Raw genomic sequence first — 13,650 nt, forward strand, 5'->3', positions numbered from 1 at the left:
TATATCATCTTTTTTCGCGTGGATACCCGCTTTGCCGAAAACTTGTGATCCCTTGCACAGCAAGGCCTGCAAAAGAATTATCTGAAAGGGTTTTCCCTTAAACACCACCGTGTAAATGTTATTTGTTTGTTCGGTTTAGAAAAGAAACCATAAAAACCACGGCAATAAATAAGGGGCAAATCACATTAAATAAAAGAAACCATTAAAACCATAGTCGCCATTAAAACTTCGCTTTTAATATGCCATTCCTCACATAAAGTAAGCCTTTGTGACTCTAAGCTGAACGCACAAAATAACTAAGGGGCTTATTATGAGCACAACTGACGATTCTTTCTCTGTTACCCACGACCCGATTGATATTCAGCGGCCATCGCTCAAAGAGCGCTGGTGGCATATTATGGATACCTGGAAAATCGGGATTATTCCTCTGCCGCTGTTTGTCCTGGCGGGCGCGCTGATTGCCATTGATTGTCTGGGCGGAAAACTGCCAAGCGATATCGTGGTGATGGTGGCGACGCTGGCGTTCTTCGGCTTTGCCTGCGGTGAGTTCGGCAAACGCCTGCCGATTGTCGGCAAGCTCGGCGCGGCGGCGATTTGCGCCACCTTTATCCCCTCCGCGCTGGTCTATTACGGCCTGTTGCCGGATGTGGTAGTGGAATCCACCACTAAGTTCTATAAATCCACCAACATTCTTTATCTCTACATCTGCTGCATTATTGTCGGCAGCATCATGAGCATGAACCGCACCGTGCTGATTCAGGGCTTCCTGCGCATCTTCTTCCCGATGCTGTGCGGCGAGATCGTCGGCATGCTGGTGGGGATGGGCGTGGGTCTGGCGCTGGGTCTTGAGCCGTTCCAGATCTTCTTCTTTATCATTCTGCCGATTATGGCAGGCGGCGTGGGCGAAGGGGCTATCCCGCTCTCCATCGGCTACGCCACCCTGCTGCACATGGATCAGGGCGTGGCGCTCGGTCGCGTGCTGCCGATGGTCATGCTCGGCGGGCTGACCGCTATCATCATCTCCGGCTGTCTGAACCAGCTGGGCAAGCGTTATCCACACCTGACCGGTGAAGGTCAGCTGATGCCGAACCGCGCGAATGCCGATGCCACCGTTTCTCAACCTGCGTTCTCCGGCAAAGCGGACGTCACCACCATCGCCTCCGGTGCGCTGCTGGCGGTGCTGTTCTACATGCTGGGCATGCTCGGCCACAAGCTGATTGGTCTGCCTGCGCCGGTTGGCATGCTGTTTATGGCGGTGCTGGTGAAGCTCTGCAACGGTGCCTCTCCGCGTCTGCTGGAAGGCTCTCAGGTGGTGTACAAATTCTTCCAGACCTCGGTGACCTATCCCATTCTCTTCGCGGTGGGTGTGGCGATCACCCCATGGCATGAACTGGTCGCGGCCTTCACGCTGACTAACCTGCTGGTGATTATCAGTACCGTCTCTTCGCTGGTGGCGACCGGCTTCTTCGTCGGCAAAAAGATTGGTATGCACCCGATTGATGTCGCCATCGTCTCCTGCTGCCAGAGCGGCCAGGGCGGTACCGGTGACGTGGCGATCCTGACCGCAGGCAACCGTATGAGCCTGATGCCCTTCGCCCAGATTGCTACCCGTATCGGCGGCGCGATTAACGTCTCTATCTCACTGCTGATTTTGGGCAACTTCCTCGTTTAAGTTTTCAGGAAAGAACAATGAAACTCGCAAGCTTTTTATACCAGGGAAAACGCAGCTACGGCATCGTCCAGGCCGAAGGTGTGATTGATTTAGGTCGCCGTCTCGGCGACCGCTACAGCGACCTCAAAGCGCTGCTGCAGGGTAACGGACTGGCGCAGGCCACCCGTTACCTGAACGATGCTGTGGACGTGCCGATGAGCGCCATCACCTTCTTACCGGTGATTGAGCAGCCGGAAAAAATCCTCTGTGTGGGCATGAACTACGCCGACAAGCGCAAGGAGTTTGACCAGCACAACCCGGCACCGACGCTGTTCGTGCGCTTCCCGGATTCTCAGACCGGCCACAACGAACCGGTGCTGAAGCCGCGCCACTCCAGCGAATTCGACTACGAAGGCGAGCTGGCGGTGATCATCGGCAAGGGCGGGGAAAACATCAGCCGCGATGAGGCGCTGCACCACGTGGCGGGCTACAGCTGCTACATGGACGGCTCCGCCCGCGACTGGCAGCACACCTGGTTCACTGCCGGTAAAAACTGGCGTCAGACCGGCGCGTTTGGCCCGTGGATGGCCACGGCCGATGAGATCCCGGACCCGCACAGGCTGGCGATCCGCACCTGGCTGAACGGCCGCATGGTGCAGGAAGACAACACCAGCAGCATGATCCACAAGGTTGCGGAGCTGATCGAGTACATCAGCACCTTTACCCGCTTAAGTCCGGGCGACGTGATCATCACCGGCTCCCCGGGCGGGGTGGGGAAAAAGCGTAATCCGCCGCTGTTTATGAAAGAGGGCGATCGCATTGAAGTGGAGATCGAGCATATCGGTCATCTGAGCAACGTGATTGTGGAAGCGCCAGCTACCGGGCTTGCGGCGGCACACTGAGAAAGGCGGCATGAACAGTCAACCCATCGATTTTCGCCACACGCTGGTGGCGAAACACCCGGAACGCTTAAGCCAGATCCGTTACCTGCTGGCAGACAGCGGCCTGGGTCTGGACAACGACATCACGCTGTTTGTCGAAGCCTGGTCCGGCGCGCAGCTGGTGGGTTGCGCCGGGCTGGCCGCCAACGTTATCAAGTGTGTGGCCGTGAATGAGCAGCTTCGCGGCGAGAACCTTAGCGCGCGCTTGCTGGCGGAGGTGCAGAATGCGGCGCTGGAGCGCGGACATTTTCACCTCTTCCTCTGCACGCGCCCGTGCAATAAGGCGCGTTTTGCCCGCAGCGGCTTCTGGCCCATTGTCCAGAGCGGCAACAACGCCGTGCTGATGGAGAACACTCCGCAGGGGATCGAGCGCTACTGCCGTTCCCTGGGCAGGATGCGCAAGGGCGGGGAGAAGACTGGCGCGATAGTGATGAACGCCAACCCGTTCACCCTCGGCCACCGTCATCTGGTGGAGCAGGCGGCGATGCAGTGTGACGCCCTGCACCTGTTTGTGGTGCGTGAAGATGCCTCGTTCTTCCCGTTCAGCGCGCGCCTCGCAATGGTGCGTGCGGGCGTCGCGCATCTGCCAAATGTGACCGTGCACGAAGGCTCGCAGTACATCATCTCCCGCGCCACCTTCCCGGCCTACTTCCTGAAAGAGACCGGCAAAGTGCAGCAGGCGTGGAGCGAAATCGACGTGCTGATCTTCCGCGACTTTATCGCACCGGCGCTGGGCATTACCCATCGTTTTATCGGCTCTGAGCCGTTTTGCGATATCACCCGTCAGTACAACCAGACGCTGCACGCCTTGCTGAGCCCGCAGATTGAGGTGGTGGAAATGCCGCGCATCAAGGCCACCGGCAACGCCATTTCGGCGTCGGAAGTGCGCCGCTTGCTCAAGACTCAGCAGTTTTCCCGGATCCGGGAGATTGTCCCGGACTCCACCTTCGCGCATCTCGAAGCACACTACCGTGCGAGTGCCGAAGTCGCTTAACTACCAGGAATTTATCATGAAAATTGTAAGGGAGGCGCTGGCCGGAACGCAGGAGTCCAGCGACCTGATGGTGAAAATTGCTCCCGCTCACGGCGAGCTGGAGATAGTCATCCACAGTGAAGTGATTAAGCAGTTTGGCGAGCAAATTCGCCAGGTGGTCAACGAGACATTGCGCGCCATGAATGTGCACCAGGGACTTATCATTATTGAAGACAAAGGGGCGCTGGACTGTGTGATCCGCGCCCGCCTGCAAAGTGCGCTTCTGCGTGCCGCCGATGAACAGGCTATCAACTGGGAGGCGCTGAAATGAGCAAACTCCGCCGCAGTATGTTGTTCCTGCCCGGCGCCAATGCCGCCATGCTTTCAACCGCGTTTATCTACCGTCCAGACTCCATCATGTTTGACCTTGAAGACGCCGTTGCCCTGCGCGAGAAAGACACCGCGCGAATGCTGGTGTTCCACGCCCTGCAGCACCCGATGTATCAGGACATCGAAACCGTGGTGCGCATAAACCCGCTGAGCACGCCGTTTGGCTTGCTGGATCTGGAAGCCGCCGTGCGCGCCGGCGTGGATGTGATCCGCCTGCCGAAAACCGACACCCCGGACGACATCTACGAGCTGGAAGGCCACCTTGAGCGTATCGAGCAGGAGTGCGGGCGCGAGGTTGGTTCCACCCGCGTGATGGCGGCGATTGAATCGGCCATTGGCGTTATCAATGCCGTGGCGATTGCCCGCAGCTCGCCGCGCCTGATCGGCATTGCGCTGGCGGCTTTTGACTACGTGATGGACATGCAGACCGAGCGCGGCGACGGCACCGAGCTGTTCTACGCCCGCTGCGCCGTGCTGCACGCCGCTCGCGCAGCAGGCATCGACGCCTTCGACGTGGTGTGGTCAGACGTTAACGATGAGGCCGGATTCCTGCGCGAGGTCGATCTGATCCGCAAGATGGGCTTTAACGGCAAATCGCTGATCAACCCGCGCCAGATAGACCTGCTGCATAACGCCTATGCGCCAACCCAGGAAGAGGTGGATCACGCCCTGCGGGTGATTGAAGCGGCAGAAGAGGGCGAACGTAACGGCCTTGGCGTGGTGTCGCTCAACGGCAAGATGGTGGATGCACCGATTATTAACCACGCGCAGGTGGTGCTCGAACGCGCGGCGGCCTCCGGCGTGCGTCGGTAAGGATGACACAATGAACCAGACAGAACTTCTCCATGTGAATTTTCCCCATCTGCGGGAGTTAAAACCGTTTGATACCGCCCACAGCGCCACGCCGTGGCTGGCGGACAGCGACGCGAAACACAGCCGTAAACTCTGCGCCTCCATTGAAGAGGCGGTGAGGCGTAGCGGCCTGAAGGACGGAATGACCATCTCCTTCCACCACGCGTTTCGTGAAGGCGACCGGGTGATCAACACCGTCGTGGCGCTGCTGGCGCGGATGGGCTTCAAAAACCTGACCCTCGCCTCCAGCTCGCTGATGACCTGCAACGACGCGCTGATCGAGCATATTGCAAGCGGGGTGATCGCCCGGATCTACACCTCCGGCATGCGTGGCAAGCTGGCGGATGCCATCTCCCACGGGCTGATGGACGAGCCGGTACAAATTCACTCTCACGGCGGGCGCGTAAAGCTGCTGCAGGACGGTGAGCTGAACATTGACGTGGCGTTTCTTGGCGTGCCGTGCAGCGATGAGTTTGGTAACGCCAACGGCACGCACGGGAAATCGTGCTGCGGCTCGCTGGGCTACGCGATGGTGGACGCCCATTTTGCCCGCAAGGTGGTGTTGTTGACGGAAGCGCTGGTGCCGTTCCCCAATATGCCCGCCAGCCTGGTACAGGATCAGGTGGACTACATCGTGCAGGTGGAGAGCGTGGGCGATCCGGCAAAAATCAGCGTCGGCGCGGCGCGCGTCACCAGCAATCCGCGCGAGCTGATGATTGCCCGCTATGCGGCGGATGTGATTGAGCACTCCGGCTATTTTAAACCGGGCTTCTCGATGCAGACCGGCTCCGGCGCGGCGGCCACCGCCTGCACCCGCTTTATGGAAGAGAAGATGGAGCGCAGCGGCGTGAAGGCACGCTTTGCGCTGGGTGGCATCACCGGCAGCCTGGTGGATCTGCACGAGAAGGGGCTGATTGAAAAGCTGCTCGATACCCAGTGCTTCGACGGCCAGGCGGCGGCCTCGCTGGCGCGCAACCCGAACCACGTGGAGATCTCCACTAACGTCTACGCCAACCCCGGCAGTAAGGCGGCAAGCTGCGACCAGCTCGACGTAGTGATCCTCAGCGCGCTGGAGATTGACGTCGATTTCAACGTTAACGTCATTACCGGCTCCGATGGCGTGATGCGCGGCGCGTCCGGCGGGCACTGCGACGTGGCCGCCGCGGCGAACCTGACCATCGTCGTTGCGCCGCTGCTGCGTAGCCGCATTCCGACGGTGGTGAAGCGCGTTACCACACGCCTCACGCCGGGCGAAAGCATCGACGTGCTGGTCACCGATCACGGCATTGCGGTCAACCCGGCGCGCCCGGAGATCCGCGAACGCCTCATGGAAGCAGGGCTGAAGGTTGTGGATATCAACGCCCTCTATGAGCGGGCAATTTCGCTGACAGGCGTACCGAAACCAATTGAGTTCACAGACAAAATTGTCGGGGTGATCCGCTACCGCGACGGCAGCGTGATCGACACCGTTCGACAGGTAAAGGAGTGAATATGACCATTGCGACACCCGTGCGGGCGGGTGTCAGCCTGGACGCGCTGCTGGCGGCGAAAGAGCGCCGCGCAGCCCGTCAGGCTGACTGGCTTACGCACTATCAACAACCGGTGATCTCCCTCACGCTGGTAACACCCGGGGAGATCAAAGACAGCCTGCGCTATCGCAACACCATGGGCGTGGCGTTACAAATGTGCGACCAGCTGCTGTGGGAAAACCGCTGGCAGGTGCTGGACCGCCAGGTGCTGTGGCTCCCGACCGGGCCCGAAGCGCTGTGGTGCGTGGCCCATCCCGCGGCAGAAATCAAAGCCCACTGTGCAGAGCTGGAGCAGACGCACCCGCTTGGCAGGCTGTGGGATCTGGATGTGATTTGCCCTGAAAACGGCCACGTTGGACGTCAGTCGCTGGGCTCCCATCTCAGACGCTGCCTGATTTGTGATGAACCGGCCCACGCCTGTTCCCGTTCGCGCAAACATCCTGTGGAGCAGGTGGTGGCGCGCGTGGAGAAGATGATCGATGACTGGTTTGCTCGCGACTAAACCGCGCCCGCTTGACGTCCCCGCGCTTGCCGCAGAGGCGCTGTGGCAGGAGCTGGCGCTGACACCGAAACCGGGGCTGGTGGACAGGCTCAATAACGGCTCCCATCGCGATATGGATCACGCGCTGTTTGTCCGCAGCATTATGGCGATTACGCCGTGGTTTTCGCGCTTTGCTGAGCTGGGTAACACGCATGCCGATAAACCCGCAGGCGAACAGTTACGGCTCCTCCGCCCGATGGGGATGGCCTGTGAGCAGGCGATGTATGCCGCGACGAACGGGGTGAACACGCACAAAGGGGGCATTTTTGCCCTTGGTTTACTCTGCTTCGCCGCCGGGCGTGTGAAAAATATCTCCGCAGAAAGCCTCTGTTGTGAGGTGAGTAACATCTGCCACGGGCTGGTTTCGCGGGAGCTGGCCGAACGCAGCGGGCAGGCGACGGCGGGGGAGCGGCAGTTCCGGCAGTACGGCTTAACCGGCGCGCGCGGCGAGGCGGAGAGTGGTTTTGCGACGGTGCGTAAAGCGCTGGCGCAGTGGAACGGACATTCACTTCACGGCCTGCTGTTACGCCTGATGGCAATCAATCAGGACAGCAATCTGGTGTCGCGCGGCGGCATTGAGGGGCTGGGCTACGTTCAGGACTATGCGCGGGAACTGCTGGCTGACGGCTGGGATGGTGAAGCGTTGCGTAGAATGGATAACGCATTAATTGAACGCAACCTGAGCCCGGGCGGCAGCGCGGATTTGCTGTCGGTGGGGTGGGTGCTTGCTGCAATAAAATAGCCGGGTGGCGGCTTCGCCTACCCGGCACAATAATCAATGCGCGACTGGCTGTGCGCCGTGCGGTTCGCGTACATGCTTGTACTGGAACAGCACGATAAACGCGAAGAACAGCACCAGCGAGTATGCGGCGAAGATAAGCCACACTGGCTGCCAGTCGGTAATGCCGTTGGTGGTATACATCTCAACCACTTTACCGCTCACCACACCGCCCAGGATACAGCCGAAGCCGTTGGTCATCATCAGGAACATACCCTGTGCGCTGGCGCGGATTTCAGGTTTCACCTCTTTTTCCACAAACACCGAACCGGAGATGTTGAAGAAGTCGAAGGCGCAGCCGTAAACAATCATCGACAGAACCAGCAGCACGGTGCCGAACGGGCTTGGGTCGCCGTAGGCGAACAGGCCGAAGCGCAGCATCCACGCGGCAATACTGATCAGCATGACGTTCTTGATGCCGTAGCGGCTCAGGAAGAACGGGATGGTCAGGATGAACAGCGTCTCAGAGATCTGCGAGATGGACATCATTACCGAGGCATGTTCAACGATAAAGCTGCCTGAGAACAGCGGGTTATTATCGAAGCTGTGCAGGAAGGTATTGCCGAACATGTTGGTGATTTGCAGTTCCGCGCCCAGCAGCATGGAGAAGATAAAGAAGATCGCCATGCGTTTGTTTTTAAATAGCGCGAAAGCGTCCAGGCCAAGCATGGTGCTCCAGCTCTGGTTTTTCTGCTGGTTAGATACCGGAATATGCGGCAGCGTCAGGGTAAACAGTGCCAGCACCACGGAGAGCGCCGCACCGATGTAGAGCTGCATATGGCTCAGTTCAAAGCCCGCGAAGCTCACGCCCCACATTGCCATAATAAAACCGATGGTGCCCCAGATACGGATAGGCGGGAAGTCGGTCACGATATCCATATCGGCGGATTTCAGGCGGTAGTAGGAGATGGTGTTGATCAGCCCAAGCGTTGGCATGTAGGCCAGCGAGTTAAGCAGGATCACCATAAACATCGCCCCCGGCGTGGTGACCTGGGCTGCCATAAACAGCGTGCCCGCGCCCACCAGGTGGCAAAGCATGTACAGCCATTTCGCACTCAACCATTTATCCGCCACGATCCCCAGCAGCGTTGGCATAAAGACCGCCGCGATACCCAGCGAGCTGTAGACGGCACCGATTGACGCACCATCGAACTTGAGCGTCACAAACATATAGGAGCCGAGTGTAGTCAGCCAGCTACCCCACAGGCAGAACTGCAGAAACGACAATATTTTAAGCTGCAGCTTAAGGTTCATGTTACTTTCCTCACAAGTGAGCGGGAGATATGTTGTTATAGGAACATTCAGGGTTGTTATTTGATGCAATTCTATCAGTTGGCAACGATATGTTTTGTTACCTCCCGCAAAAAAATGCAATCCACATTAATTTGCAGTTTGGATTGTGATGCAAATAACATTTTCGTATGGGTGGGGTGAGATAGGGTAGGTGCGGCCTGATGCCCTCACCCTGGCCCTCTCCCACAGGGAGAGGGGAAGCAGAACACCTTCTCCTTGCAGGAGAAGGTGTGTTGATTATCGGCGACGATAGTTCTTCTGCGCCGTATTCACCTTATACAGATAACGACGGGATTCCGCAGACGGGTGGCGGGTGGTGAGGGTGGCGTACACATCCCCCGGCGCCATGCTGTTGATGATATTTGCGGCCTGCACTTTGTCATTCGAGAAGACACGCAGCACGCTGCCTGCACCGCCGTTGTAAGCGGTAATGACCGCATAACGACGTGAGGTTGGGTTATCAATCCCGCCCAGATAGACATTATTCAGCATCGCCAGATAGGCCGTACCGGTATCAATGTTGCTTTGCGGGTCAAACAGATAGCTACGGCTCGGCGTGCCCGATTTCCCCTGTGCGCGGAACACGTCTTTACCGGCGCTGTGCTGGACAACCTGCATCAGCCCCAGCGCGTCGGAACGGCTCACGGCGTACGGGTTAAAGGACGATTCGGTCTGCATGATCGCCAGGATCAGCGACTCATCCACGCCATATTTACGTGACGCCTGACGCACCATGCCCAGATACTTATGCGCACGCTTGTCGAGGTGGTTCGGCACCAGGTTAATTGTGACGCTATAAATCACTTTCAGGCCGTTGGTACGGCTTTTCAGACGCGTTTGCAGCAGATAGTCGGCGAATTTCGTGGCGCGGCCTTCCCAGCGGATTGGCTGACCGGTCTGATCCACGACCTGACCGTACAGGAACGGCTCTTTAGAAATGGTAATGTCGTCGGCGTCGGAGTAGAGATCGATTGAACCCGGATCGTCGCCCATCAGCAGGGTTTTGACAATGGCCTGCCGTAAATGCGCCGCAGGGTCAGTCCCCGCGATGGTTTCAACCGTGATCGTACCGTCATCGAAGTTGATGTGGCTACGGGTCTGGTAGGCGTCGGTGTACTTAACGTAATCCTTAGGTCCGGCGATAAGAACTTCGTTAAATCCCCATATGTTCTCGATGTTGTGGGCAAACTGCCCCATCAAAATATCAAAACCGTTGGTGTCCTTAACCCAGGCTTCGTTGTATTCATCGCCTTTTTTGGATGAACACGAGACAAGCAACGGCGCAACAAGGGCTAGCGCTAAAATTTTTTTCATCATTCCGGGAGTGCGTGTTGTGTTTGCTTGAACGGCGGGGTTTCCCCCGCGCGCTGTTATTTTTCCGGCGGCGTATAACCTTCGATGTGGACGTCTTTACCTTCGAACAGGAAGTTCACCATCTCCTGCTCCAGCAGCTTGCGGTGTTCCGGGTTCATCATGCTGAGTTTTTTCTCGTTAATCAGCATGGTCTGTTTTTTCTGCCACTGTCCCCAGGCTTCTTTGGAGATCTCGTTATAAATGCGCTTACCCAGTTCGCCCGGATAGAGCTGGAAGTCCTGGCCTTCAGCGTCGCGCTGCAGGAAAGTACAAAAAATGGTTCTGGCCATACTCATTCCTCTTTTTTAGCCGATGCTAAACCATTGCACCGGCACGTAATTGTTGTAACAGGCGCTCCACGGGAGCCGCCAGCCCGACTGATGGCGGTTGCGCTAAGTTATACCAGAGAGCGGTGCCTTCATCCATGCACGAGGCGAAGGAGGACACGGGAAGCCACATCGGCACTATATCCAGATGGAAATGGCTGAAAGTGTGGCGAAACGCGGTCTGCTGCGTCAGGTTATCGGCAGCAATGCCGCGCTGTTTAAGCCAGGCCCGCAGCGTGGCTTCATCTTCAAACTGTGGGAAGCAGTATAGACCACCCCAGAGGCCGCTCGGCGGGCGCTGCGCCAGAAAGACCTCGTCCCCATGCTGCATCAACAGCATGTAACCGGTGCGCTCCGGCAGCGTCTGCTTCGGCTTTTTACCGGGATACTGCGCCCAGGAATGATTTGCGTACGCCACGCACAGGTTATTGAGCGGGCAGAGCTCGCATTTTGGTTTCGAGCGCGTGCAGACCATCGCACCGAGATCCATCATCGCCTGGTTAAACCGCTCCACGCCCTTTGCCGGGGTCACCGCTTCGCTGATCTCCCACAGCCGCTTTTCGACCTCTTTTTTCCCCGGCCAGCCGTCAACCGCATAGCAACGTGCCAGCACGCGCTTCACGTTACCGTCAAGGATCGGGAAATGTTTGCCGAGGGACAGTGAGAGGATGGCACCCGCGGTGGATCGCCCAACGCCGGGTAAATCCGCCACCTCGTCGAAGGTTTCCGGGAATTTACCGTTGTGGCGCGTCGCGACCTGCTGCGCGGCTTTGTGCAGATTGCGCGCGCGGGCGTAGTAGCCAAGCCCTGTCCACAGGTGCAGCACCTCGTCTAACGGCGCGTTGGCCAGATCGGTTACCGTGGGAAAGCGCGCCATAAAACGCTCAAAGTAAGGGATCACCGTGGCAACCTGCGTTTGTTGCAACATCACTTCGGAGAGCCATACTTTGTAAGGCGTTTTTTCAATTTGCCAGGGCAGGGTTTTACGCCCGTATTTGTCGTACCAGTCCAGCACCTGGGCTGAAAATTGAGAGGCTTGCATGGTCATCGATTCGTATAATCAGGGACGCCGATTGCAGCACAGCGTCAATCTGCTGTAAACCGGATCTTTCCCATGCTTGCATAGAAGCCTTAACTTTGGATAATGCCCGTTTCCCGAACATTCTCACAAGCAGACAACTCTTTTATGAAAAACGACGTCATTTCACCGGAATTTGATGAAAACGGTCGCCCGCTGCGCCGTATTCGCAGCTTTGTCCGCCGTCAGGGTCGCCTGACAAAAGGGCAGCAACACGCGCTGGACAACTACTGGCCGGTGATGGGCGTTGAGTTCAGCGAGCAGCCGCTCGACTTTGCCGACCTGTTCGGTCGCGATGCGCCAGTGACCCTGGAGATCGGCTTTGGTATGGGCACCTCGCTGGTGACCATGGCGAAAGCCCGCCCGGAGCAGAACTTCCTCGGCATAGAAGTGCATTCTCCAGGCGTTGGCGCGTGTCTGGCCACCGCCCACGAAGAGGGGGTCGAGAACCTGCGCGTGATGTGTCACGACGCGGTGGAAGTGCTGCACAAAATGATTCCTGACAATTCTTTGAACATGGTTCAGCTCTTTTTCCCTGACCCGTGGCACAAAGCACGTCATAATAAGCGCCGTATCGTTCAGGCGCCGTTTGCTGAGCTGGTAAAAAGTAAGCTGAAACTGGGCGGTGTCTTCCATATGGCGACCGACTGGGAACCGTATGCGGAACATATGCTGGAAGTGATGTCGTCTCTGGACGGGTATAAAAACCAGTCAGAGAGCAACGACTATGTACCGCGTCCGGAATCGCGTCCGGTAACGAAATTTGAACAGCGTGGCCATCGTCTTGGTCACGGCGTATGGGACTTAATGTTCGAGAGGGTGAAATAATGGCAAAGAATCGTAGCCGTCGTCTGCGTAAAAAGATGCACATCGAAGAATTCCAGGAAGTGGGCTTCTCCGTTGCCTGGCGTTTCCCGGAAGGCACCAGCGTTGAGCAGATCGATCAGGACGTTGATGCGTTCATCAACGAGGTGATCGAGCCAAACAAGCTGGCCTTCGACGGTAGCGGCTATCTGGCGTGGGAAGGTCTTATCTGCACCCAGGAAGTGGGTAAATGCACCGAAGAACATCAGGCGCTGGTACGTAAATGGCTTGAAGACCACAAACTGGAAGATGTCCGCGTCAGCGAACTTTTCGACGTTTGGTGGGACTAATAAAGAAGTCAGGGGCCAGCATTAGCTGGCCCATTTTGTCTGAGGGAGTGTTAAAGATGCGCAAAACGTTGCTGGCTGTTGTCTTAATGGCAACCGGATTCACCGCCCATGCGGAGTATAAATGTAGCGTCACCCCGCGTGATGACGTGGTGTTAAGTCCGCAAACCGTTCAGGTTAAAGGTGAGAACGGCAATCTGGTCATCACGCCGCAGGGTGATGTCACGTTCAATGGCAAACAGTACAACCTGACCGCCGCGCAGCGTGAGCAGGCCAGAGACTACCAGGCCGATTTGCGTACTGCGCTGCCGTGGATTGACGAAGGCGCCCTGACCCGCGTTGAGAAAGGCCGCGTTGCGCTGGATAAGATCATTACCAAAGAGGTAGGTGAGAGCAGCAACATGCGCACCCGCCTGACGAAGCTCGACAAACAGCTGAAAGAGCAGATGAACCGGATTATCGAGCATCGTACCGACGGCCTGACGTTCCACTACAAAGCGATTGATCAGGTGCGTGCTGACGGCCAGCAACTGGTGAATCAGGCCATGGGCGGCATCCTGCAGGACAGCATTAACGAGATGGGCGCCAAAGCGGTACTGAAAGGCGGCGGTAACCCGCTGCAGGGCGTGCTGGGTAGCCTGGGCGGTCTGCAGACCTCGATTCAGAACGAGTGGAAGAATCAGGAAGCCGATTTCCAGCAGTTCGGTAAAGACGTGTGTAAACGCGTGGTGTCGCTGGAAGATAGCAGGAAGGCACTGGTGGGGACGTTGAAGTAATTAACTTCACCCCTCACC

The 13,650-nt window shown here is 57.5% G+C and carries 15 protein-coding genes; 11 read left to right on the forward strand and 4 right to left on the reverse strand.

Going from position 1 to position 13,650, the window contains the following annotated elements; all coding sequences use genetic code 11:
- Positions 1-310 precede the first annotated feature (310 nt).
- From AC2FAK_RS11450 to citG, 8 genes are read left to right on the forward strand one after another with little or no spacing between them, the layout of a single operon-like run.
- The gene (locus AC2FAK_RS11450; protein ID WP_095454927.1) at positions 311-1,672 is read left to right on the forward strand and encodes a 2-hydroxycarboxylate transporter family protein; all 1,362 of its coding nucleotides are present in this window, start codon (positions 311-313) and stop codon (positions 1,670-1,672) included.
- 17 nt (positions 1,673-1,689) lie between these two features.
- Positions 1,690-2,553: a fumarylacetoacetate hydrolase family protein gene (locus AC2FAK_RS11455; protein WP_095454928.1), complete on the forward strand. Its 864-nt coding sequence runs from the start codon at positions 1,690-1,692 to the stop codon at positions 2,551-2,553.
- 10 nt (positions 2,554-2,563) lie between these two features.
- Positions 2,564-3,586, forward strand: coding sequence for a [citrate (pro-3S)-lyase] ligase (gene citC, locus AC2FAK_RS11460; protein WP_063427371.1), 1,023 nt, complete (start codon positions 2,564-2,566; stop codon positions 3,584-3,586).
- 16 nt (positions 3,587-3,602) lie between these two features.
- Positions 3,603-3,896 (forward strand): citrate lyase acyl carrier protein, encoded by a 294-nt coding sequence (gene citD, locus AC2FAK_RS11465; protein WP_050860606.1) that lies wholly within the window; start codon positions 3,603-3,605, stop codon positions 3,894-3,896.
- A complete protein-coding gene (gene citE, locus AC2FAK_RS11470) occupies positions 3,893-4,768 on the forward strand; it encodes a citrate (pro-3S)-lyase subunit beta (protein WP_013098681.1) in 876 nt (291 codons plus the stop codon). Before citD ends, citE begins: the two co-directional genes overlap by 4 nt.
- 10 nt (positions 4,769-4,778) lie before the next feature.
- Entirely contained in the window at positions 4,779-6,296 is a 1,518-nt protein-coding gene (gene citF, locus AC2FAK_RS11475) for a citrate lyase subunit alpha (protein ID WP_029882972.1), read from the forward strand.
- A 2-nt stretch (positions 6,297-6,298) separates the two neighbouring features.
- Positions 6,299-6,838, forward strand: a complete 540-nt coding sequence (gene citX, locus AC2FAK_RS11480; protein WP_013098679.1) for a citrate lyase holo-[acyl-carrier protein] synthase — start codon at positions 6,299-6,301, stop codon at positions 6,836-6,838.
- On the forward strand, positions 6,816-7,619 hold the full coding sequence (gene citG / locus AC2FAK_RS11485; protein WP_023621453.1) for a triphosphoribosyl-dephospho-CoA synthase CitG: 804 nt from the start codon (positions 6,816-6,818) through the stop codon (positions 7,617-7,619). The genes citX and citG overlap by 23 nt, the downstream gene beginning before the upstream one ends.
- Positions 7,620-7,652: 33 nt before the next feature.
- Here citG and AC2FAK_RS11490 read toward each other — a convergent pair whose 3' ends face one another.
- The 4 genes from AC2FAK_RS11490 to mutY all read right to left on the reverse strand — a co-directional run bounded on the left by AC2FAK_RS11490 (position 7,653) and on the right by mutY (position 11,669).
- Complete coding sequence (locus AC2FAK_RS11490) at positions 7,653-8,909, reverse strand: nucleoside permease (protein WP_013098677.1); 1,257 nt, start codon at positions 8,907-8,909, stop codon at positions 7,653-7,655.
- A gap of 276 nt (positions 8,910-9,185) precedes the next feature.
- Positions 9,186-10,262, reverse strand: coding sequence for a membrane-bound lytic murein transglycosylase MltC (gene mltC / locus AC2FAK_RS11495; protein WP_095454929.1), 1,077 nt, complete (start codon positions 10,260-10,262; stop codon positions 9,186-9,188).
- 56 nt (positions 10,263-10,318) lie between these two features.
- Positions 10,319-10,591, reverse strand: a complete 273-nt coding sequence (locus AC2FAK_RS11500) for an oxidative damage protection protein (protein WP_013098674.1) — start codon at positions 10,589-10,591, stop codon at positions 10,319-10,321.
- A gap of 25 nt (positions 10,592-10,616) precedes the next feature.
- Positions 10,617-11,669: an A/G-specific adenine glycosylase gene (gene mutY / locus AC2FAK_RS11505; RefSeq protein ID WP_168733707.1), complete on the reverse strand. Its 1,053-nt coding sequence runs from the start codon at positions 11,667-11,669 to the stop codon at positions 10,617-10,619.
- Positions 11,670-11,813: 144 nt separating this feature from the next.
- Here mutY and trmB point away from each other — a divergent pair, with 144 nt between their 5' ends.
- Genes trmB through AC2FAK_RS11520 form a run of 3 tightly spaced genes read left to right on the forward strand, consistent with a single transcriptional unit; the run spans position 11,814 to position 13,632 of the window.
- Entirely contained in the window at positions 11,814-12,533 is a 720-nt protein-coding gene (trmB, locus tag AC2FAK_RS11510) for a tRNA (guanosine(46)-N7)-methyltransferase TrmB (RefSeq protein ID WP_020689542.1), read from the forward strand.
- Positions 12,533-12,859 carry a YggL family protein gene (locus AC2FAK_RS11515; RefSeq protein ID WP_003862421.1) on the forward strand — a complete coding sequence of 109 codons (327 nt, stop codon included), beginning with the start codon at positions 12,533-12,535 and terminating at the stop codon, positions 12,857-12,859. The genes trmB and AC2FAK_RS11515 overlap by 1 nt, the downstream gene beginning before the upstream one ends.
- Positions 12,860-12,915: 56 nt before the next feature.
- Positions 12,916-13,632, forward strand: coding sequence for a YggN family protein (locus tag AC2FAK_RS11520; protein WP_023621456.1), 717 nt, complete (start codon positions 12,916-12,918; stop codon positions 13,630-13,632).
- Positions 13,633-13,650 lie beyond the last annotated feature (18 nt).

The sequence above is a fragment of the Enterobacter cloacae complex sp. 394F7 genome, assembly GCF_057320385.1.